This is a genomic window from Histophilus somni (assembly GCF_014202395.1).
Lineage (GTDB): Bacteria > Pseudomonadota > Gammaproteobacteria > Enterobacterales > Pasteurellaceae > Histophilus > Histophilus somni.
The window spans coordinates 172,925-194,966 of record NZ_JACHGQ010000001.1 but is presented as its reverse complement, the minus strand read 5'-3'; the positions used below and the strand labels follow the sequence as shown (position 1 = coordinate 194,966).

Sequence of the window (22,042 nt, the reverse complement as noted above, 5' to 3'; positions counted from 1 at the left end):
TCATATGTTATGTGGATTGAATATTTCAGCGAAATGATAAGGATATACCAATTAGTCTAGTTGTTACTAATACAGTAAAATAGATACGTTTTCTAAGAGTTTTCTGTTAAAATGCACCGCACTTTTATTGTACAAGGTAGGTATAAATAAAAGTGCGGTGCTTTCAGCACTTTTTTATTTTATGTTTAACTTAATTTACAAGTAACCTTTCGTATGGGCTACCACTGTATAAGGATTCACAATGCCAATTATTACTTTACCTGACGGTTCACAACGTCAATTCGATAATCCCGTTTCTGTATTGGAAGTTGCTCAATCAATCGGTTCCGGACTCGCTAAGGCTACTATTGCCGGTCGTGTGAACGGCGAGCGTCGAGATGCCTCAGATATGATTAGTGAGGATGCCAATCTTGAAATTATTACTGCCAAAGATGAAGACGGTTTAGAGATTATCCGACACTCAACGGCACATTTATTAGGGCATGCTATCAAGCAACTTTTCCCAAATGTGAAGATGGCTATCGGCCCAACTATTGACAATGGTTTTTATTACGACATTGATTTGGACCGCTCTTTAACCCAAGAAGATATTGATACCCTAGAAAAACGTATGCTGGAGCTGGCAAAAACGAATTATGACGTGATAAAAAAACGTGTCAGTTGGCAAGAAGCAAGAGATACTTTTGAAAGTCGTGCTGAGCCTTACAAAATAGCTATCTTAGATGAAAATATTGCAAAAGACGACCAACCTGCACTTTATCATCACGAAGAATATATTGATATGTGTCGTGGTCCGCACGTACCCAATATGCGTTTCTGTCACCATTTTAAATTAATGAAAGTAGCTGGTGCATATTGGCGTGGAAATAGTGATAATAAAATGCTCCAACGCATTTATGGTACGGCTTGGGCAGATAAAAAACAATTAGCCGATTATTTACATCGATTAGAAGAAGCTGCAAAACGTGATCATCGTAAAATCGGTAAGGCGTTGGATTTATACCATATGCAAGAGGAAGCACCCGGTATGGTATTTTGGCATAATGACGGTTGGACAATCTTCCGTGAGCTGGAAACATTTGTGCGTACAAAGTTAAAAGAATACGATTATCAAGAAGTAAAAGGTCCATTTATGATGGATCGTGTGCTTTGGGAACGTACAGGACACTGGCAAAATTATGCTGATTTAATGTTTACTACACAATCTGAAAATAGAGAATATGCCATTAAGCCAATGAATTGTCCTGGACATGTTCAAATTTTCAATCAAGGCTTGAAATCTTATCGTGATTTACCTATTCGTATGGCTGAATTTGGTTCTTGCCATCGTAATGAACCATCAGGATCTTTACATGGATTAATGCGTGTGCGTGGTTTTACACAGGATGATGCACATATTTTCTGCACGGAAGATCAAATTGAATCGGAAGTAACGAGCTGTATTAAAATGGTTTATGACATTTATAGTACGTTTGGCTTTACCGATATTTTTGTCAAACTTTCTACTCGTCCTGAAAAACGCATTGGTGAAGATGCTATGTGGGATCGTGCAGAGCAAGGTTTGGCAAATGCACTTAAACACAATGGTCTTGAATATGAAATTCAAGAGGGGGAAGGGGCATTTTATGGACCGAAAATTGAATTTGCATTAAGAGATTGTTTAGATCGTGAATGGCAATGCGGTACAATCCAATTAGATTTTGCGTTACCCGGACGTCTAGATGCCACCTATGTTGCAGAAGATAATGCCCGTCGTACACCTGTCATGATACATCGTGCTATCTTAGGTTCAATTGAACGTTTTATCGGTATTATCACTGAAGAATATGCAGGTTTTTTCCCTACGTGGTTAGCACCGATTCAAGCTGTTGTGATGAATATTACTGATAGTCAAGCGGATTATGTGCAAAAAGTAGTTAAGCAATTTTCTGAAGCGGGATTACGTGTAAAAGCGGATATACGCAATGAAAAAGTCGGTTTCAAAATTCGTGAACATACCTTACGTCGAGTACCTTATATGCTAGTTTGCGGCGATAAAGAAATTGTGGAAAACAAGATTGCAGTTCGTACCCGTAAAGGGACGGATTTAGGCACGTTTAGTGTTGAAGAATTTGTTGAGATTTTAAAACAACAAGTGAGAAAACGTGAGTTAACCTTGTTAGGTGAATAATGATAAAAAATATAATCGGCACTTAAAGGTGCCGATTTTTTATGGAATTGTTCACTTAATACAGTAATGAATACAACAAACGACGAAATTTATTTGTAATCGGATCGTTATTACCAATGGCAGCTAAAATCGCTAAAAATTGTTGCTTAGCCTCTCCATTTAACGCATTAAGATCTTGTTTTAATATATCAAACAGCAAATTTAATGAAGCCTCATTACGATTGGCTTGATGCAATTGTAATGCTAGTTTTAATGCAATTTCTGCTGTTGGATTTTTAGCAAAATCAGCTTGCAATTGCTGAATTTCAGGGGTATCAGTCGCTTTTATTAAAAGCTCAATTTGAGCAACTAAACCATGCCAGCGACTATCACGATCTTGTAGCGGAATTTTATCTAAAATCTCTTGGGCGGGTTCAATGCGTTTTATCGTAATATAGGTTTCAGCGTAGAGTAGAGCAATATCGCTATTTTTCTTATCAGATAATTCCCATGCTTCTTTGAGCAACGGTAGAGCGTCATTATATTGTTCTTGTTCCAACAAATTTAATGCCTGATTAAATTTCATTTCTTCTTCCTTCGGTAAAATTAGAGATAAACGTTGTTGTAACATAATTTCATCTAAAGAACCTTGGAAAGCATCTAATACTTGTGCTTGATTAAATAAATAAGTTGTTGGTAATGATTGAATATGAAATTGTGCGGTAAGCATTTTTTCCGTTTCACAATTCACTTTACCTAATAAAAATTGTCCTTGATATTTTTCTGCATAACGAGTCAAAAGTGCGGTAAATTCTAAAGAGATTTTGTTACTTGGGGTATAAAAAATTAAAACAAGAGGTGTTTGTACAGAACTTTGTAATACACTTGTTAGATTTTGCTCATTAATATCAATAATATATGACATAAAATTTCCTACGTTTATTTAAAGGTAAAGTGGGTAAATTGTAACAAACCAATCATTTTTTGGGAAAATATTTCTTCGATTTAAGACTTTCTTAATATTTTTTAATAATACAAAACAGCTGATAAAGAATTCGGTCAGGATGCTGAAATAGATGTAACAGAAGTGCAGAAATTAATAAAAACCTTGGTATTGTTTGATATGAGACTGATTTAAAACGTCATTATAAATTCTCCAAAATTTAATCGCTAAAATAGAAGATCTTTGCTAGAATCCGTACGAAAAACACCTTTCTAATGTTTTTCATTTTGGTTATTAATTCATTTGGAAACACATATAATGGAAAATCAATCTTTTCTACAAAAATACTTCAAGTTTAACGAAAAAAAGACGACTACAAAAACAGAAATCATTGCGGGAATTACCACATTTTTTACTATGGTTTATATCGTTTTTGTCAATCCGTCGATTTTAGGTGATGCAGGAATGGATAAACAGGTTGTCTTTGTAACGACTTGTTTAATTGCCGGTTTGGGAACAATTGCAATGGGATTATTTAGTAATTTACCTATTGCACTTGCACCAGCGATGGGATTGAATGCCTTTTTTGCTTACGTCGTGGTAGGAAAACTAGGGTATTCTTGGGAAATTGGTATGGGGACAATTTTCTGGGGATCGGTAGGGTTACTTTTACTAACTGTCTTTCAAATTCGCTATTGGCTGATGGCATCTATTCCGCTGAGTTTGCGTGTCGGTATCGGAGCTGGGATAGGATTTTTTATTGCTTTAATCGGCTTTAAAAATATGGGACTGGTTGTATCTAATCCGGTAACGTTGGTTTCGCTTGGTGACTTACATAGCTCGCAAGTTTTAATGGGGGTTTTGGGATTTTTTATTATTGTAGTGTTGGCTGCACGTAATATTTATTCTGGAGTCTTGGTTTCTATTGTTACTATTACGGCTTTAGCATTGATTTTTGATGAAAATGTGGTTTTTAACGGCGTTATTTCTATGCCCCCAAGCCTTGATGCTGTAGTCGGAAAAGTTGATGTTTTAGGTGCATTAGATACCGCACTTTTAGGCATTATTTTTTCTTTTTTGTTAGTAAATTTATTTGATTCATCCGGAACTTTGCTTGGTGTAACAGATAAGGCTGGTTTTAGTGATGCTCAAGGTCGTTTCCCAAAAATGAAGCAAGCGTTGTATGTAGACAGTATTAGTGCTGTAACGGGTTCTTATATCGGTACATCGGCAATCAGCACTTATATTGAAAGTGGTGCCGGAGTGTCTGTCGGAGGTCGTACCGGAATGACCGCTGTTGTAGTCGGAATTTTATTTTTACTTACTATTTTCTTCTCTCCATTGGCTGGTATGGTGCCGGCTTACGCAACAGCAGGGGCATTAGTTTATGTAGGTATTTTGATGGCATCAAGCTTAATTCGAGTTGAATGGGACGATTTAACTGAAGCAACACCAGCTTTTATTACTGCAGCAATGATGCCATTCACCTATTCAATCACTGAAGGTATTGCCTTTGGTTTTATTAGCTATTGTGTCATGAAGACTTGTACCGGTCGCTGGAAAGAGATTAATGCACCGGTTTGGGTTGTATCTTTGCTTTTTGTAGCGAAATTTGTTTGGGTTGGATAAATCATTAATTATTGAATAGATCTTTCTAAAGCGGACATTAGTCCGCTTTCTTGTTGATTTAACTAGAATTTTGGGATTTTTATGGAACATAAATTAGAAGATATTATTTACATTTTTAATCGATGCTTTGAGCAAGAGTATAATACAAGGTTAGTTAAAGGTGGTGATGAACCGATTTATATTCCGGCTAATAAAGATTGCTCTTATAATGCTATCTATTTCGCACGTGGTTTTTATAGTAGTGCTTTGCATGAGATTGCACATTGGCTTATTGCAGGAAAAGAGCGGCGAAAATTAGAGGATTTTGGTTATTGGTATGAGCCTGATGGGCGTTCAATGGAAAAACAGCGTGAATTTGAGCAAGCAGAGGTAAAACCTCAGGCATTGGAATGGATTTTAGCAACTGCGGCGGGATTTCGCTATTTTGCGAGTAGCGATAATTTAAACGGTAATCCGGGAGATACACAACCTTTTAAATTAGCTGTTTATGAGCAAGTTAAAACTTATGCACAAAAGGGGTTACCGAAACGAGCAGAAACTTTGCGTAAAGCCTTAGCGGAATTTTATAAAACAGAAGACCGCATTGTTCTGAGTAAATTTGACGTAGCGAGGATATAAATGTTAGCTCTGGAAATTAAACATTTGACAAAAGAATATAAAAATGGGGTTAAAGCACTATCCGGAATTGATCTTAGGGTAGAAGAGGGAGATTTTTATGCGTTGTTGGGACATAACGGTGCAGGAAAATCAACAACCATTGGCATTATCAGCTCTTTAATAAATAAAACCAGCGGAACAATAAAAGTGTTTGGTTATGATTTGGATCGGCAATTAGCTCAATTAAAACGGCATATTGGCTTAGTACCACAAGAATTTAACTTTAATCAATTTGAAAAAATTCAAGACATTCTAGTGAATCAAGCCGGCTATTATGGTATTGAGCGAAAAGAAGCACTTAAGAGATCTGAAATATGGCTAAAAAAATTAGATTTATGGGAAAAGAAAGATCAACAAGCTATGCGTTTATCAGGTGGTATGAAACGTCGCTTGATGATTGCTCGAGCATTAATGCACAATCCTAAATTATTAATTTTAGATGAGCCTACCGCCGGTGTTGATATTGAACTGCGACGTGCTATGTGGACTTTTTTAAAAGAACTTAATCAACAAGGAACAACGATTATTTTAACCACACATTACTTAGAGGAAGCTGAAAATTTATGCCGTCATATTGGCATTATTCAGCAAGGTAAACTGATTGTTGATATGTCGATAAAAGCCTTATTGTCACAGTTAGAGACAGAAACTTTTATTTTAGATTTAGCACTTTCTAGTTCAACGCCAAAGGTTGATAATTACAACGTCACAATTATTGATGAGCTAACAATGGAAGTTGAAGTTAAGCGTGGACAAGGACTGAATAATTTATTTATTCAATTAAATGGTCAAGGAATTAATGTATTGAGCATGCGGAATAAAGCCAATCGCTTAGAGGAGCTGTTCATTTCTATGGCGTTAAATAAACCAAAAATCACGGAGAAAATATAATGTTAGCTTGGATTGCGTTTAAAACAATTTTAACTAAAGAAATTCGTCGTTTTACTCGTATTTGGGTACAAACTTTAGTCCCACCGGTCATTACAATGACACTTTATTTTATTATTTTTGGTCATTTGATTGGAGCAAGAATTGGAGAAATGAACGGCTTTAGCTACATGCAGTTTATTGTACCGGGATTAATCATGATGTCTGCGTTGACTAATTCTTTTGCTAATGTGGCGTCTTCATTTTACAGTACCAAATTTGCTAAAAATATAGAAGAATTACTCATTTCACCTACTTCTTCTCATATTATTATTTTAGGATATATGGCTGGTGGTATAGCTAGAGGTTTATGCGTTGGTATTTTAGTAACAATCGTTGCTATGTTTTTTGTGGAAATGACTGTCTATTCATGGCTAATTATTGTGTTGACACTTTTAATGACAACAGCAACCTTTGCTTTAGGTGGTTTAATTAATGCTGTTTTTGCCCGCTCTTTTGATGATATTAGTATTATTCCAACTTTCGTTTTAACGCCTTTAACTTATCTTGGCGGTGTTTTCTATTCTATTTCTTTGTTACCCGCTTTTTGGCAAAACATATCTAAACTGAATCCTATTGTTTATATGATTAATGGGTTTAGATATGGTTTTTTGGGGGTTAGTGACGTTGGAATTCATTATACTTTCACTGTTCTGACATTATTTATTACCGCACTTTATGGCTTGGCATACTATCTAATTAGTCGTGGGGTAGGGTTAAGAAATTAGCCGTCAGATCAATACAAACAAAGGCGAATAATCAATACTCGCCTTACTTTTATGAACCTAAGTTTTTTCCTTTAATAAACAAATAAATTTGCAATTGTTTATATTTGATCTATTTAGGTAGTTTTCCTTGGTTTTCTATTTCATAGCAAGGTTCATAAGCATCACCTCCAGGTAATTTCATTCTGTGCTGGTTGATGAAATCTTGCAATAAATTGTCGACTTTTTCCATTAATACGGGATCACCTTTTAGTTTGAATTTTCCTAATTCTGTAATTTTATCTTGAGTATCTGGTTTGATATTTCCCGCTACAATTCCTGAGAAAACTCGGCGTAAATTAGCAGCTAAATCAACTTTAGATTGGTCAAAATGTAAAGCTAAATTTGCCATGTTTTCATGAGTTGGGATAAACGGTTTTTGAAATTCAGCAGTAATTTCTAATGACCAGTTGAAATAATACGACTCATTTTTTTCATAACGTGATTTTTGGATGTCGCGCATAGCATTATTTATATGGCGAGCAACTGAAACCGGATCATCAATGATAATTTTATATAAAGATTGTGCTTCAGATCCCAATGTATCACCAATAAATTGATCAATAGAAGCAAAGTAAGCCGCACTTTCTTTTGGACCGGTTAAGATAAGCGGAAGATGTTGGGCATAGTTATTTGGATTGAGTTTAATGCCTAAAATATAAAGGAATTCTTCAAAAGTTCCAGGACCGCCGGGGAAAATAATAATCCCATGTCCCATACGCACAAATGCTTCTAGACGTTTTTCAATATCAGGCATAATAATAAGTTCGTTCACAATTGGATTTGGAGGCTCGGAAGCAATAATAGATGGTTCTGTAATACCAATAAAACGACTTTGTTTATAGCGTTGATTTGCATGACCAATGGTTGCACCTTTCATGGGTGCTTCCATTACACCCGCTCCACAGCCCGTGATAATATTCAACTCACGATGTCCAAGTTCTAAACCTACAGAACGGCAATATTGATACTCTATTTGGTTAATTGAATGCCCTCCCCAGCAAACGACTAAATTTGGTTGCTCACCGTTAATTAGGGCCTTAGCATTGCGTAAAATGGCGAAGACTTGGTTAGTGATATGTTTACTATCTTGAATATCACAAGGGTTAATGCGTTGATTTAATACATTAACAAATAAAATATCACGTAACACAGCGAATAAATGATATTGAATATTTTTAATCATTTTATTATCAACAAAAGCATTTTCTGGTGGATTATGCAATTCTAAGGCAATGCCACGTTCTTTTGCTACCAAGTTAATATCAAAATCAGGATATTTACTTAATAGCTCACGACTGTCATCTGTAATTGCACCCGAGTTTAATACGGCTAACGAACAATTACGATAAAGTTGATAAAGTTTACTTTTAGCTTTTTTAGCTAGTTGTTCAACTTCCATGTGTGAAAGTTGATCCATGCTTCCTTTGGGATTAACATAATGTATATTTTTCATAAAAGTTCCTTTTTATTGGCGTGCAAGACGCTGGTTAAGTGGAATAGGCTCAAAATTGGAACGAAATGGATTAATATCCAATCCGCCTCTTCGTGTATATCGAGCATAAACACTCAGTTTTTCAGGTTGTGCAAATTTCATCAGATCACAGAAAATACGCTCTACACATTGTTCATGAAATTCATTGTGTTGTCGAAAGGAAATAAGATAACGCAAGAGTTTTTCTCTGTTTATTTGGTTACCAATATAATGAATTTGCACAGTTCCCCAATCCGGTTGATTGGTAATTAGGCAATTTGATTTCAGCAAATGGCTGACTAATTTTTCTTCGACCCATTGCTTGTTGGTGCAATTTTCTAATAAATTTGGATCAAATTCATAGCATCGTATTTCAATATCTTGTTCATCAATACATTCACCTTGTAGAGTAGCGATGAGTTGTTGAGCATAATTCTGTAACGAATTTAACCGCACTTTTACTTGCCCTTTTGCACATTTTATTAAATCTTGTTGCAGTATTTGTTCAACCTGTTGTAGATTTTCAAACTGACTTTGATTAAAACTATTTAAATAAAGTTTAAAACTTTTTGATTCAATCAGATTTTCACTTTGATAATCAATTTCAACATCAGCAATAGCAACTTGAGGAACACCTTTTAAATTTAGCCAAGAAATTTCATAGGCCGTCCAAATATCCGCACCGAAGCTAAAGGGCTGTTTTGTACTAATACCTAAATCATCTCGGTTAAGTTTGCGTGGTACCGCTTGTAATAAAGTGTGGTCGTAAGTAGAGATATATTCTGTTTTTTTTCCTAATTTTAATGTTTGTAAACTTTGGTCATGGTATTGCATGATTCATCCTTTTTGTTATTGCCAATGCCAAGATAAATTGGAAACTAGGCGACAATGATCACATTTAAAATGAAAGAGATTAAATAACGGTTTATCTAAATGCCATTTTTGCTGACAATTAGGACATAAGCGTTGTTGTTCACTTTGCAGATCATCACCGCCAATGCGATAAAGATAATAAAAAGTGGGAATACCGGTATGTTTTTCAATTTCTTGAGTCAGATAATAGCCGTGTTTAGTTAAATGACTATTGAAATCACTGATTTCATACAGTGCTTGTTGCTCTAAAATTGAACCGTTCATTTGCAATTGATCACAAGCCTGCCAATTTTCTTGCCATTTAATAATATCCATACTCAAGTGCGGTATGTTTTTAAATTGTTTATATAATGGAATGGGCAATAAATTATCACCGCTATGTAGCGGAGAACAAGACTGCAAGTACGTTGTATACAACACTTGCCAAGTCGCTACCTCTTTTGAGTAAGTTATATCTGAATTTAAATCATCCGCAATGATTTGAAAACTATCAAAAAAAATCCCCGCACTTTTTGCTTGTTCAAGGGCTTTATCTACTTGTATGTTATTGAATGTAGGTAACAAACTTTGCTGTTCTGGACAAGTTACTCGCAATGCAAATCCCTCTTCATTATTTTGAACTGCAACAAATAATGGAATTTCACGTCCAATAATTTGTCCGTTATAACGCCATTGCTCAATAATTTGATTAATTAGATAAGAAATATTACTAATTGGCAATTTTTGAGGTTGTCGATAGGTAAAAAATACTTCAACTAGATACATATTTATTGTTTGATGATTATTCGAAAGGGTAGATTAACATAATTAATTTGCATAGAATACCGCTTTTTATTTTGGAATATAACGCATGAAAATTGAAATCAAAACGCACTTACAAGCGTTACAAAAAATTATGCAGGACTTAGAATTATGGCAATCCTTTCCGCCCGATGAACAGGCTTTTTCAAGCACCGCCCCTTTTTCTATGGATACTATGAGTGCTAATGAATGGTTACAGTGGGTTTTTATCCCTCGTATGTATGCATTGCTGGAGGGTCAACAATCTTTACCGTATAAAATGGCAATTACACCTTATATCGAAGAAGCATTAAAAGATCTTGATGGATTAAATGACCTACTACAGCCTATTCATGAAATTGAGAAATTATGTCAGAGCCAATAGAATTGGATATTTTATATCAAGATGAGTTTCTCGTTGTAGTGAATAAACCTGCCGGAATGTTGGTTCACCGCAGTTGGCTAGATCGTCATGAAACTCAATTTGTCATGCAAACTTTACGAGATCAAATTAGTCAACATGTTTTTCCTATTCATCGTTTAGATCGTCCAACATCAGGTGTTTTACTTTTTGCCTTAAATGCTGGAATTGCTAATTTATTATGTTCACAATTTGAATTAAAACAAGTGAAAAAAAGCTATTTGGCGATAGTTCGTGGTTATTTGAGCGATGCTCAACGAATTGATTATCCGCTTAAAGTGCAACTGGACAAAATTGCAGATAAATTTAGTCGAAAAGAAGAACTGCAAGATGCAATAACGGATTATTATGGTTTAAAAACCGTTGAAATGCCTTATGGCGTAGGGCGTTATAGCTCTTCCCGCTATTCACTTGTACGTTTAATGCCTTATACGGGACGTAAGCATCAATTACGTCGCCATTTAAAGCATATTTTTCATCCTATTTTGGGTGATACTCAATATGGTGATTTACACCAAAATCGGGCTTTCAGTCAAAATCTTGGTGTAAGCAGGTTAATGTTACATGCTGAAAAACTTTGTTTTCAACATCCGGTAACTAATGAAACAATAGAAATTGTTGCTGATTTAGATGAGCAATGGAAATTGTTATTCAAAATATTTAATTGGTAAATAGCTCAGAACATTTGAGGAAGTATATGTTAAATAATGTAAAATTAACTCATGAAGAACAGCAAAGTGCGGTAGAAAAAATTCAAGAATTAATGCGACAAGGTATGAGTAGTGGGGAGGCTATAGCCTTAGTTGCGAAGGTGTTACGTGAAAAAAAGTTACACCCTGAATCAAAATATAATGAAATTTTGTGATCTCTGTCGGATTTTTGAATATTATTTATTGCAAATATAGTTAATTTCGTTGAGTATTTAGTTAAATTTTAGGAAGGTGGTAAGGCTCACAGTCTTATTATGAAGTATAGAGGTCTGTAAAGGCTTAAAACCAAAGAGGTTAAAATATTATGGAAGTAGGTATTGTTAAGTGGTTTAATAATGCAAAAGGATTTGGATTCCTGTCTGTTGAAAGTAGTGATGTTGATGTTTTTGCACATTATTCAGTCATTGAAATGGAAGGGTATCGTTCTTTAAAGGCGGGACAGAAAGTACAATGTGAAGTCGTGCATGGAGATAAAGGTTCTCATGCCACAAAAATTATCCCCATGGTTGAATAATAAAATCAAAGCTTTTTGTTTCGGTGTATTGAGCAAGGTTTTAACCTTGCTTTTTTATGTGATAAAACTCGCTATTTTAGCAGATCTTTAAGACCTTCTTTCATAACGGAAACTTGATTTTCATATAAGACCTTGCTTTCTCTTTCATCAATCATATAAGAAATAGTTTCCGATAAAGTCATTTTCATTTTACGTGAATAACGAGATAATCGAAGCCAGACCGCATATTCTAGATCAATTGATTTTTTCTTTGTAGATTGTTTCTCGCCATTGAAAAAACGTTTTCTTCTTGCTCTTATAGCTTGATCCAACTTAATAACTAAATTTGATGACAAATGATTTTCTATCCAATCTTCAATTTTTTCAGGGTAGTTTTGGTGTGTCATTAATTGCCGAACAATGTCTTCTTGTAAACTTTGTTCTGTATAACGTGTAATATTTTCACCCTCGCGTGATTTTTTGATCAAATAGATCCATTTCCAATTTGCTTCTTGATTTGTCAGCTTCTGATATTTCATTTTGTTTACTCATCTGTGACATTGTAACCTATGTAATAATATACGCTTTTTATATTATTTTCTAGTAAATTTTAATCAAGAATACAGAAGTGAATTAAATAGAAATATGCGATAATATGACCTTAATCGTTTAATTTGATAGAGAGTACATGTGACAATTGAGCAAAAAATAAAAAAAAGAGCCGACGAATGCTTGTCAGAACAGTTAATTTCTTGGCAAAATTTATTACCCATGTTACAACTTGATAATGATTTTTTAGACGCTTCATTATCTGAGATTGATTTTTTTACTTTGCAACCAAGAGCTAAAAGTGCGGTTGATCTTTTCCTAAAAAATCCTCAACGATCATTGCTTGTTTTAAAAGCAGATGATCAAGCTGAATATGCAACTTTACTACAAGAATATATAGAACAAAAACTTCCTGTTTCTGAAACAATTAGTGGTGTTCAGTATATTATTGAACAGGGAGACAGTTTTTCTTTTCCACAAATCAGTCTGGCACAGGCAGCATCAGTGGAAGACAACTTTGCAGGAAAACAAAAAGTGGCGAGTGCTTTATTTTTCGATCAAAGTCAGTTATTCGGATCAGTTGTAATTCACCCCAGTTCTCATGATATTCAACTTAATTCAGGATTAGTACATCAAGTAAATAATGGTGTATTGATTTTGAGTGCCGGTGCATTGTTGGAGCAATTTGAGATATGGCATCGTTTAAAACACTTATTACTAACAGGTATTTTCAGTTGGTATTCTCTTAATCCTTCAAAAACCTTACCTTGCACAATTCCTAATTATCCCCTAAATCTAAAAGTTATCATTTTAGGTAATCGTTCAGAGTTGGCAACCCTAGGTGAATTGGAGGAGGAACTGTATCATTTCGCAGATTATGCAGAAATTGAAAGTTATTTTTCGCTTAATGATGCACAATCTCATCAAAAGTGGGCAAGTTATGTTCATACGTTGGCAAAAAAACAAGGAATTGAGCTGAGTATTGAAGGAATAAATGCACTTTATCAACTTTTTGTGAGAGAAAGTGAAGATCGTTACTTAATTAGTATCTCACCATTAAAATTAAAAGGGATCTTATTTGACACACAAATTTTAAGTCAAAGAAAACATTTAAGTGCGGTAGATTTTCAATTATTTTTTCAACAAAAAGAACAACAGTACTGTTTCTTACGTGAGCAGGCGTATAAAGGCATTTTACAGGAGCAAATTTTTATTGCTACAGATGGGGAAATAATAGGACAAATTAACGGATTATCAGTCATTGAATATCCCGGTACGCCGGTTTCTTTTGGCGAGCCTTCAAGAATAAGTTGCATTGTTCAATTTGGTGATGGTGAAGTAATTGATATTGAAAGAAAAAGTGATCTGGCAGGGAATATCCATGGCAAAAGCATTATGATTGCAGAAACTTGTCTTGCCGGCATTTTAGATCTTCCTTCTCAATTGCCTTTTTCAGCCTCAATTGCATTTGAGCAATCTTATGGTGATATTGATGGTGATAGTGCGTCTTTGGCTGTTTTCTGCTCGTTATTAAGTGCGTTGGCTGATTTGCCGTTACCACAAAATATTGCCGTAACAGGTAGTATTGATCAATTTGGTTTAGTGCATGCTGTTGGTGGTGTTAACGATAAAATTGAAGGCTTTTTTGAAGTTTGTCAGCGTCGTAGATTAACGGGAAAGCAAGGTGTAATTATTCCAAGTGCGGTATTAAATCAACTCAGTTTATCCAGTAAAGTAATCGAAGCTGTTCAACAAGAAAAATTCTTTATTTGGGCAGTTGACGATATTTTTCAGACTACTGAAATCCTATTTAAGCGATATTTAGTAAGCGAACAGGATGCTGGATTGGAAAAAAATCTTCCCCTCGTAGATGTGATTCGACAACGATTAGAAGAGAGATCTGAACAACAGCATAAAGGTCGTTTTTGGAACTTTTTCTTTAATCGCCATTAAATGTTAAGAAACACGTGATTTTTTAACAGGTTAGTATTATTATTAGGGGCATTTTCGTTTAAACATTGGATTTTTAATTATTTAGAGGACAGGTATGTATAACCTACAAGAAATTACTGAAAAAGCCCGGAAAGCAATTGAGGCACTACAAGATAAGAGCATTGAAAGCTTAGAGGCAATTCGTGTGGAATATTTTGGTAAAAAGGGACATTTTACACAATTAATGCAAGGGTTACGTGATGTGTCGGCAGAGGAAAGACCGGCAGTTGGTGCAAAAATTAATGAAGCGAAACAGAAAGTTCAAGCGATATTAAATGCAAAAAAAGTGGAATGGGAAGAAATAGCGTTAAATGAAAGATTAGCCCAAGAACGAATTGATGTTAGTTTGCCGGGAAGAAAAATGGAACTGGGAGGGTTACATCCTGTTTCAATTACTATTAACCGTGTTGTACAATTTTTTTCAAAACTAGGATTTACTGTTGAGATAGGTCCTGAGATTGAAACGGATTATTACAATTTTGATGCGTTAAATATTCCTAAACATCATCCCGCCAGAGCTGATCATGATACATTTTGGTTTGATGCAGAACGCTTGTTACGTACTCAAACTTCAGGAGTACAAATTCGTACTATGGAAAAAATGTGTCCTCCAATTCGTATTATGGCACCGGGCAAAGTATATCGTAATGATTATGATCAAACGCATACGCCAATGTTTCACCAAATTGAATTATTGTATGTTGATAAAAAAGCTAATTTTACTGAATTAAAAGGGTTGTTGCATGATTTCTTGCGAGCTTTCTTTGAAGAAGATTTACAAGTGCGGTTTCGTCCATCTTATTTTCCATTTACAGAACCTTCGGCAGAAGTGGATGTAATGGGAAAAAATGGTAAATGGCTTGAGGTGTTGGGTTGTGGTATGGTTCACCCGAATGTGTTGCGTAATGTAGGTATTGATCCAAATGAGTATTCAGGGTTTGCAGTCGGTATGGGAGTAGAACGTTTAACCATGTTACGCTACAACGTCACAGATTTACGTTCATTTTTTGAAAATGACTTACGTTTTTTAAAACAATTTAAATAATAAGGGCAAAAAATATGAAAAAATTAATATCGGTCGTGTTGGTTATGTTTTCCCCTCTTACATTCGCTTTTTCAGAGGGACAAGTTAAATTGCCTGTGCAGGAAAAACAACCGGCAGCAATCATTCGTGTATTTGATAATTCGGTTAAACCCTATAAAATCATTGAAGGAAAGAAACTATCTCGTAGCAAACCACGTCATCTTTGTTTATATATACTTAATGTCGATCTTCAGGAAAGAAATCTTTTAGCTCAATATGTACAAGCTCCAGCACCGATAAAGGTAAATGTGCCGAATGTTAATGCTAAAGTACGAATGGAAGATAATCAGAAGAATTTTTTGATTATGTTTGACATGATGAAAAAAGATATTAGAGATAATACACCTACTCTATGTTGGGCACTTGGTAAAGATGACCCTATCGGCATTTACAAATTGGATGTGCAATTTAATAATGTTGTGTTTGAAAACTTAGAATTTGAATTATTAAAATAGAGAGAGAATTATAAATGAAGTTTAGTGAACAATGGGTGCGTGAATGGGTAAATCCTGCAATAAGTACTGAACAGTTATGTGAACAAATTACAATGTTGGGCTTAGAAGTAGATGATATAGCAAAAGTCGCAGCAGATTTTTCAGGGGTTGTCGTTGGTGAAGTTGTAGAGTGTGCTAAACATCCGGATGCAGACAAATTACGGATAACCAAAGTTAATATTGGTGGCGAGCGTTTATTAGATATAGTATGTGGGGCACCGAATTGTCGCAAAGGATTGAAAGTCGCTTGTGCAATAGACGGGGCTATATTACCTGGTAATTTTAAAATTAAAAAAACTAAATTACGTGGTCAGCCATCGGAAGGAATGTTATGCTCCTTTAACGAGCTTGGTATTAATGAGGACTCCAGCGGTATTATTGAATTACCGCAAAATGCACCGATAGGTGTTAATTTACGTGAATATTTAACTCTGAATGATAACCATATTGAAATTAGTCTAACACCAAATCGTGCTGATTGTTTAAGTATAACCGGAATTGCTCGTGAAATTGGTGTAGTCAATAAACTTGAACTAAACTCACCGCACTTTGAACCGGTCAAAGCAAGTATTAAAGATAAAGTCACTATTGAAGTATTAGCACCTGAGGCTTGCCCACGTTATCTTTTACGTGTGGTGAAAAATATTAATGTTAAAGCCGACACACCGATGTGGTTACAAGAAAAATTGCGTCGTTGCGGTATTCGTTCAATCGATCCCGTGGTGGATATAACTAACTATATTTTGTTAGAACTTGGGCAACCAATGCACGCATTTGACATGGCAAAAGTGACTCAACCTGTACAGGTTCGTATGGCAAAGCAGGGGGAGGAATTGGTTCTATTGGACGGTTCAACAGCAAAATTGAAAGAAAATACGCTGATAATCGCAGATCAAGAGGGGCCGTTAGCCATGGCAGGCATCTTTGGCGGACAGGCAAGTGGTGTTAATGCAGAAACTAAAGATGTTATTTTAGAAGCGGCATTTTTTGCACCATTGGCTATTGCAGGACGTGCAAGACAATACGGGTTACATACGGATTCTTCACATCGTTTTGAACGTGGTGTGGATTTTGAATTGGCCCATAAAGCAATGGAAAGAGCAACCGCACTTTTAATTCAAATTTGTGGCGGTGATGCCGGTGAAATTTGTGAGGCTTTAAGTGAAGCACATTTACCAAAAGTAAAACAAATTCAGCTACGTCGTACGAAATTAGATACGTTACTTGGCCATCATATTGAAACAGAAACCGTTACTGATATATTCCAACGTTTAGGATTTGCAGTGGAATATGCGAATGATGTCTGGACGGTTACTTCTGCAAGCTGGCGTTTTGATATTGAAATTGAAGAAGATTTAATTGAAGAGGTTGCCCGTATTTATGGTTACAATGTGATTCCAAATAATGCACCTTTAGCACATCTACAAATGAAGGAATTACCGGAGAAATTATTAGATCTCAATCGTATCCGTACCGCACTTGTGGACAGCGACTATCAAGAGATTATTTCTTATAGCTTTGTTGATCCTGATGTACAAAAATTGTTACACCCAGAACTGGATGCACTTGTATTGCCAAATCCGATTTCAAAAGAAATGTCGACAATGCGATTATCGTTATTGCCGGGTTTGCTGAGTGCGGTTGCATATAACCAAAATCGACAACAAAATCGAATTCGTTTATTTGAGGCAGGATTACGTTTTGTTCCTGATACTACAGCAGAATGCGGTATTCGCCAAGAATATGTGATTGGGGGCGTGATTGTTGGTGATAAACGTCCTGTTCATTGGGAACAAAAAGGTGAACATGTTGATTTCTTTGATTTAAAAGGTGATTTAGAACATATTTTGTCTTTAACTCACGTTGGACATCGTTTGCGTTTCGTGGCTAAATCTTATCCTGCACTACATCCCGGACAATCGGCAGAAATTTTACTTGATAACAAAGAAATTGGTTTTATCGGTACAGTTCATCCAAAAATTGTACAAAAATTGGATTTGTCCGGAAAACCGATTGTATTCCAAATTGAATGGAATGCGATTTCTGAGTGTAATGTCCCTACAGCACAAGAAATTTCTCGCTTCCCAGCCAATAAACGTGATCTTGCCATTGTTGTAGACGCTGACGTTGTGGCTGGAGAGGTATTGGAAGTTTGTCGTGCTGTTGGAGGTAAACAACTCATTAATGTAAATTTATTTGATGTTTATCAGGGGGTAAATCTACCTGCCGATAAGAAAAGTTTAGCACTTAGCTTAATGATTCAAGATACAGAGAAGACCCTTGAAGAAAAAGATATTAATGCGGTAATATCTGTTGTATTATCTGCGTTGCAACAAAATTTTAATGCTTACTTGAGAGATTGATTATGGCACTGACTAAAATTGAACTTAAAAATAGCTTGATTGAACAGGGTTTAAATAAATTAGAGGCGAAGAAAGTAGTAGAAGGCTTCTTTGAACAAATTCGAGTTTCATTAGAAAATGGTGAAGATGTTAAGTTATCCGGATTTGGTAATTTTGAATTAAGAGATAAGTCATCTCGCCCGGGGCGTAATCCTAAAACAGGAGAAGCTATTCCTGTTTCTGCTCGTCGTGTCGTTGTATTCAGACCAGGACAGAAATTACGTTCAAGAGTGGAAAAAACCAAACCTAAAAATTAGGGATTTTTTGTTTCTTTAAGAAAAGCCGTTTACATTAAGTAAATGGCTTTTATATTTTAACGTAATAGAAAAGGTGTAATGGACAAAATAGTTGCTAAAAAGTGCGGTCAGTATTTTATTTTTTTACACCGCACTTTCTTACCTTAATTTACCTCTTTGAAACTAATCATTTCGCCTTGAATAAAATCTATTTTTTCATCGTTTTCTTGAACGAGGGGAGTAGGTGAGAACGCTTCTTTATCAAAGGCAATATCACCCTCTATTCCTTCCGGAATCTTTCCATGTCGGATACGTTTAAAATCAAATAAGTTAGAATCACATAAATGTGAAGGCACAATATTTTGTATCGCACTAAACATAGTTTCAATGCGTCCGGGATATTGACGATCCCATTTTTGCAACATTTCTTTGACAACTTGACGTTGTAGATTTGGTTGAGAACCACATAAATTACAAGGAATAATTGGAAATTGTTTGGCAACTGCATATTTTTCAATATCTTTTTCTTTACAGTAAGCCAAAGGACGAATAACAATCTGTTTGCCATCATCACTGATCAGTTTTGGCGGCATAGATTTTAATTTGCCCCCATAAAACATATTCAAAAACAAAGTTTCCAGCATATCATCACGATGATGTCCTAAAGCAATTTTAGTTGCCCCCAATTCTGTTGCGGTGCGGTATAAAATTCCTCGACGTAAACGAGAACAGAGAGAACAAGTGGTTTTTCCCTCAGGAATTTTTTCTTTTACAATACCATATGTATTTTCTGCCACAATTTTGTAATCTACACTAATGCTTTTTAAATATTCAGGCAAAATATGTTCAGGAAAGCCAGGTTGTTTTTGATCCAAATTCACTGCCACAATATCAAAATGAATAGGTGCATTGAGGCGTAAATTTAATAAAATATCTAACAAAGTATAACTGTCTTTACCACCGGATAGGCAAACCATCACTTTGTCTCCATTTTCAATCATATTAAAGTCAGCAATAGCGTTGCCTACATTGCGACGTAATCGCTTTTGTAATTTATTCAAGTTATAACTTTGTTTTTTATCTTTTTCGGTAATGATATTTAAATTCATACAGTTTCTGATCTTGTTAAGAATGCGATATAGTAAAGGGGAATTGCCACTTTGCCAACAGAAAACTGTGTTTTTAATGATCTATTATTTAAATTAAGTACGAGATAAAAGTGCGGTAGTTTTTAGTCATATATCTATTAGAAAAAGCAAAATTACGCTATAATCTTGCACAATTTTGCGTAAGTTATTGCATTGTGAGAATTGTTAATGCTCGAAACATCACAAACTATTCCTGAATTAGTCAACTGGACGAGAGAACGAGAGTTTTCTTTGAGTCTATCAACAGAACGCTTGGCGTTTTTGCTGGCTATTGCTATTTACAATAATGAAAGACTTGACGGTGAAATGTTGGAAACTGATCTCATTGATATTTTTCGCCATATTTCAAATACGTTTGAACAATCCGCTGAAACTGTTAGTACAAGAGCGAATAACTCCATCAATGAATTAGTGAAACAACGTTTTTTAAATCGCTTTAGTAGTGAGTTTACTGAAGGGTTATCTATTTATCGCTTAACTCCTTTAGGTGTAGGGGTATCCGATTACTATATTCGCCAGCGAGAATTTTCCGCTTTACGTTTATCTGTTCAGCTTTCTATTGTAGCAGATGAAATTCAACGAGCTTCAGAATCTGCGGAAGAAGGCGGTGATGAACATTATTGGCGTAAAAATGTATTTGCACCATTGAAATATTCTGTAGCGGAAATCTTTGATAGCATTGATTTATCTCAACGTATGATGGATGAAAATCAACAGCATATCAAAGAGGAAATTGCTGAACTGCTTACTAAAGATTGGCAAACGGCTATTGCCAGTTGTGAACGTTTATTAGATGAAACCTCGGGGAATTTACGTGAATTGCAAGATACGCTCAATGCTGCCGGCGATAAATTACAGTCTCAATTGTTACGTATTCAAGACTGTGTAATAGGGCATGACAATTTGTATTTTGTTGAGCAACTTATTGTAGATTTACAAGCGAAACTCGACCGCATTATAAGCTGGGGGCAACAAGCTATTGATTTATGGATTGGTTACGATCGCCATGTACATAAATTTATCCGTACAGCCATTGATTTGGATAAAAATCGTGTCTTTTCACAGCGTTTACGTCAGTCTATTCATCATTATTTTGATCATCCTTGGTTCCTTTGGATCGCACAGGCTGAACGCTTAATTGATCTGAGGGAAGAAGAATTAACATTACGTGAAGAAGAAGCCCTTGGGGAACTGCCTGAAGAATTGCAATATGAATCCCTTGCTGATTTACATGAGCAAATTGTGGAAACAATGCAATCTTTATTAATTGAATATCGTCTACAAAATACCCCTATTGATTTGAGTGAGGTTTTGACCGCTCAACTAAAACAATACCCACTTGCTAAACATTTTGATATAGCTCGTATTATTATTGATCAGGCCGTTCGTTTAGGTTTAGCTCAAGATGATTTAAACGGTATTTATCCTAATTGGAGATCGATTAACGAAAATGGTGCAGAAGTACAGGCTCATGTAATTGATAAATATTAACCCAATTTAACCGCACTTTTTGTAACTGATTAATTTAACAACTTTCTGAAAAGAAAAGAGAAAAATATGACAGATAATATTCAAGATTTACTTTCCATTAAATTAGCTAGAGCTATTGCAAATCCTTTATTCCCTGAAGTGGATAGCCAATTGCGTTCAGGTAAGCACATTGGACAAGAGTATTTAGATAATTATTCATTTTTGGCAGATTTTCAACATGAATTAGATAGTTTCTACCGGCGTTATAATGTGGAATTGATTCGTGCTCCGGAAGGATTTTTCTACTTACGTCCAAAAGCAACCACGTTAATTGCTCGCTCAGTGTTGAGTGAATTGGAAATGTTAGTTGGAAAAGTGCTTTGTTACTTGTATCTCAGTCCGGAACGTTTGGCACAACAAGGGATTTTTACTGTTCAAGAAGTTCATGATGAATTGATCAACTTGGCTGATGAAACTAAGTTATTGAAAGCAATTAATTTGCGTGCAGGTGGTTCTGATTTGGATAAACAAAAATTAGCGGAAAAAGTTCGTTCAGCTATCAGTCGTTTACGCCGTTTAGGTATGATTCATGCGGTAGGCGATCAACATAGTGGTAAATTTACGATTTCTGAATCTGTGTTTCGTTTCGGTGCAGAAGTTCGTTCAGGGGACGATCCGCTTGAGGCTCAATTACGTTTAATTCGAGAAGGGGAAGCAGCAACGGCTCAATCATTACAAGAAGAAAAAAATGGCTTGAAAGATAATATGGATCAAAGTGCGGTAGAAAATGAACAATATTTTGAAAATGAAGAAAATGAGGGGATTGCATAATGGTAGATTTAGCGTT

The 22,042-nt window shown here is 35.4% G+C and carries 22 protein-coding genes; 16 read left to right on the top strand and 6 right to left on the bottom strand.

Going from position 1 to position 22,042, the window contains the following annotated elements:
* Window positions 1–241: 241 nt before the first annotated feature.
* The gene (thrS, locus tag HNR69_RS00830) at window positions 242–2,170 is read left to right on the top strand and encodes a threonine--tRNA ligase (protein ID WP_075293847.1); all 1,929 of its coding nucleotides are present in this window, start codon (window positions 242–244) and stop codon (window positions 2,168–2,170) included.
* 55 nt (window positions 2,171–2,225) lie between these two features.
* Here thrS and HNR69_RS00825 read toward each other — a convergent pair whose 3' ends face one another.
* A complete protein-coding gene (locus tag HNR69_RS00825; RefSeq protein ID WP_075293848.1) occupies window positions 2,226–3,074 on the bottom strand; it encodes a co-chaperone YbbN in 849 nt (282 codons plus the stop codon).
* A gap of 336 nt (window positions 3,075–3,410) precedes the next feature.
* Between HNR69_RS00825 and HNR69_RS00820 the strand changes: the two genes are divergently transcribed.
* The 4 genes from HNR69_RS00820 to HNR69_RS00805 all read left to right on the top strand — a co-directional run bounded on the left by HNR69_RS00820 (window position 3,411) and on the right by HNR69_RS00805 (window position 7,033).
* Window positions 3,411–4,721, top strand: a complete 1,311-nt coding sequence (locus tag HNR69_RS00820) for an NCS2 family permease (protein ID WP_075293849.1) — start codon at window positions 3,411–3,413, stop codon at window positions 4,719–4,721.
* An 81-nt stretch (window positions 4,722–4,802) separates the two neighbouring features.
* On the top strand, window positions 4,803–5,339 hold the full coding sequence (locus HNR69_RS00815) for an elongation factor P hydroxylase (protein WP_075321115.1): 537 nt from the start codon (window positions 4,803–4,805) through the stop codon (window positions 5,337–5,339).
* Window positions 5,340–6,269 (top strand): ABC transporter ATP-binding protein, encoded by a 930-nt coding sequence (locus HNR69_RS00810; RefSeq protein WP_075293851.1) that lies wholly within the window; start codon window positions 5,340–5,342, stop codon window positions 6,267–6,269. It begins immediately after the preceding gene.
* Entirely contained in the window at window positions 6,269–7,033 is a 765-nt protein-coding gene (locus tag HNR69_RS00805) for an ABC transporter permease (RefSeq protein ID WP_075293852.1), read from the top strand. Before HNR69_RS00810 ends, HNR69_RS00805 begins: the two co-directional genes overlap by 1 nt.
* A 109-nt stretch (window positions 7,034–7,142) precedes the next feature.
* On the opposite strand, the gene ppnN is transcribed toward HNR69_RS00805, so the two are convergent.
* The 3 genes from ppnN to HNR69_RS00790 are packed head-to-tail and all read right to left on the bottom strand — an operon-like array spanning window position 7,143 to window position 10,181.
* Window positions 7,143–8,525 carry a nucleotide 5'-monophosphate nucleosidase PpnN gene (gene ppnN / locus HNR69_RS00800; RefSeq protein WP_075293853.1) on the bottom strand — a complete coding sequence of 461 codons (1,383 nt, stop codon included), beginning with the start codon at window positions 8,523–8,525 and terminating at the stop codon, window positions 7,143–7,145.
* 12 nt (window positions 8,526–8,537) lie between these two features.
* On the bottom strand, window positions 8,538–9,377 hold the full coding sequence (queF, locus tag HNR69_RS00795; protein WP_075293854.1) for an NADPH-dependent 7-cyano-7-deazaguanine reductase QueF: 840 nt from the start codon (window positions 9,375–9,377) through the stop codon (window positions 8,538–8,540).
* A gap of 15 nt (window positions 9,378–9,392) precedes the next feature.
* Entirely contained in the window at window positions 9,393–10,181 is a 789-nt protein-coding gene (locus tag HNR69_RS00790; protein WP_075293855.1) for a Zn-ribbon-containing protein, read from the bottom strand.
* 85 nt (window positions 10,182–10,266) lie between these two features.
* Between HNR69_RS00790 and HNR69_RS00785 the strand changes: the two genes are divergently transcribed.
* The 4 genes from HNR69_RS00785 (at window position 10,267) to cspD (ending at window position 11,841) form a co-directional block, all read left to right on the top strand.
* On the top strand, window positions 10,267–10,581 hold the full coding sequence (locus tag HNR69_RS00785) for a YqcC family protein (RefSeq protein ID WP_075293856.1): 315 nt from the start codon (window positions 10,267–10,269) through the stop codon (window positions 10,579–10,581).
* A complete protein-coding gene (gene truC / locus HNR69_RS00780; RefSeq protein ID WP_075293857.1) occupies window positions 10,566–11,288 on the top strand; it encodes a tRNA pseudouridine(65) synthase TruC in 723 nt (240 codons plus the stop codon). The genes HNR69_RS00785 and truC overlap by 16 nt, the downstream gene beginning before the upstream one ends.
* A gap of 26 nt (window positions 11,289–11,314) precedes the next feature.
* Entirely contained in the window at window positions 11,315–11,482 is a 168-nt protein-coding gene (locus HNR69_RS00775) for a YoaH family protein (protein WP_012340488.1), read from the top strand.
* Window positions 11,483–11,631: 149 nt separating this feature from the next.
* The gene (gene cspD / locus HNR69_RS00770) at window positions 11,632–11,841 is read left to right on the top strand and encodes a cold shock domain-containing protein CspD (protein WP_011609009.1); all 210 of its coding nucleotides are present in this window, start codon (window positions 11,632–11,634) and stop codon (window positions 11,839–11,841) included.
* 71 nt (window positions 11,842–11,912) lie between these two features.
* Here cspD and matP read toward each other — a convergent pair whose 3' ends face one another.
* Entirely contained in the window at window positions 11,913–12,359 is a 447-nt protein-coding gene (gene matP, locus HNR69_RS00765) for a macrodomain Ter protein MatP (protein WP_075293858.1), read from the bottom strand.
* 232 nt (window positions 12,360–12,591) lie between these two features.
* On the opposite strand from matP, the gene HNR69_RS00760 reads away from it, so the two are divergent.
* The 5 genes from HNR69_RS00760 to HNR69_RS00740 all read left to right on the top strand — a co-directional run bounded on the left by HNR69_RS00760 (window position 12,592) and on the right by HNR69_RS00740 (window position 18,598).
* Window positions 12,592–14,322: an AAA family ATPase gene (locus HNR69_RS00760; RefSeq protein WP_232451474.1), complete on the top strand. Its 1,731-nt coding sequence runs from the start codon at window positions 12,592–12,594 to the stop codon at window positions 14,320–14,322.
* Window positions 14,323–14,416: 94 nt separating this feature from the next.
* On the top strand, window positions 14,417–15,406 hold the full coding sequence (pheS, locus tag HNR69_RS00755; RefSeq protein ID WP_075293860.1) for a phenylalanine--tRNA ligase subunit alpha: 990 nt from the start codon (window positions 14,417–14,419) through the stop codon (window positions 15,404–15,406).
* 14 nt (window positions 15,407–15,420) lie between these two features.
* Window positions 15,421–15,900 carry a PM0630 family protein gene (locus HNR69_RS00750; RefSeq protein WP_075293861.1) on the top strand — a complete coding sequence of 160 codons (480 nt, stop codon included), beginning with the start codon at window positions 15,421–15,423 and terminating at the stop codon, window positions 15,898–15,900.
* 14 nt (window positions 15,901–15,914) lie between these two features.
* Complete coding sequence (pheT, locus tag HNR69_RS00745; RefSeq protein WP_075293862.1) at window positions 15,915–18,302, top strand: phenylalanine--tRNA ligase subunit beta; 2,388 nt, start codon at window positions 15,915–15,917, stop codon at window positions 18,300–18,302.
* A gap of 2 nt (window positions 18,303–18,304) precedes the next feature.
* On the top strand, window positions 18,305–18,598 hold the full coding sequence (locus HNR69_RS00740) for an integration host factor subunit alpha (protein WP_011609015.1): 294 nt from the start codon (window positions 18,305–18,307) through the stop codon (window positions 18,596–18,598).
* A gap of 143 nt (window positions 18,599–18,741) precedes the next feature.
* Here the strand turns inward: HNR69_RS00740 and ttcA are convergent, their stop codons facing one another.
* The gene (gene ttcA, locus HNR69_RS00735) at window positions 18,742–19,686 is read right to left on the bottom strand and encodes a tRNA 2-thiocytidine(32) synthetase TtcA (RefSeq protein ID WP_011609016.1); all 945 of its coding nucleotides are present in this window, start codon (window positions 19,684–19,686) and stop codon (window positions 18,742–18,744) included.
* A gap of 207 nt (window positions 19,687–19,893) precedes the next feature.
* Between ttcA and mukF the strand changes: the two genes are divergently transcribed.
* Window positions 19,894–21,216, top strand: a complete 1,323-nt coding sequence (gene mukF / locus HNR69_RS00730) for a chromosome partition protein MukF (protein WP_075293863.1) — start codon at window positions 19,894–19,896, stop codon at window positions 21,214–21,216.
* Window positions 21,217–21,282: 66 nt separating this feature from the next.
* Window positions 21,283–22,026, top strand: a complete 744-nt coding sequence (mukE, locus tag HNR69_RS00725; RefSeq protein WP_011609018.1) for a chromosome partition protein MukE — start codon at window positions 21,283–21,285, stop codon at window positions 22,024–22,026.
* Window positions 22,027–22,042: the final 16 nt, after the last annotated feature.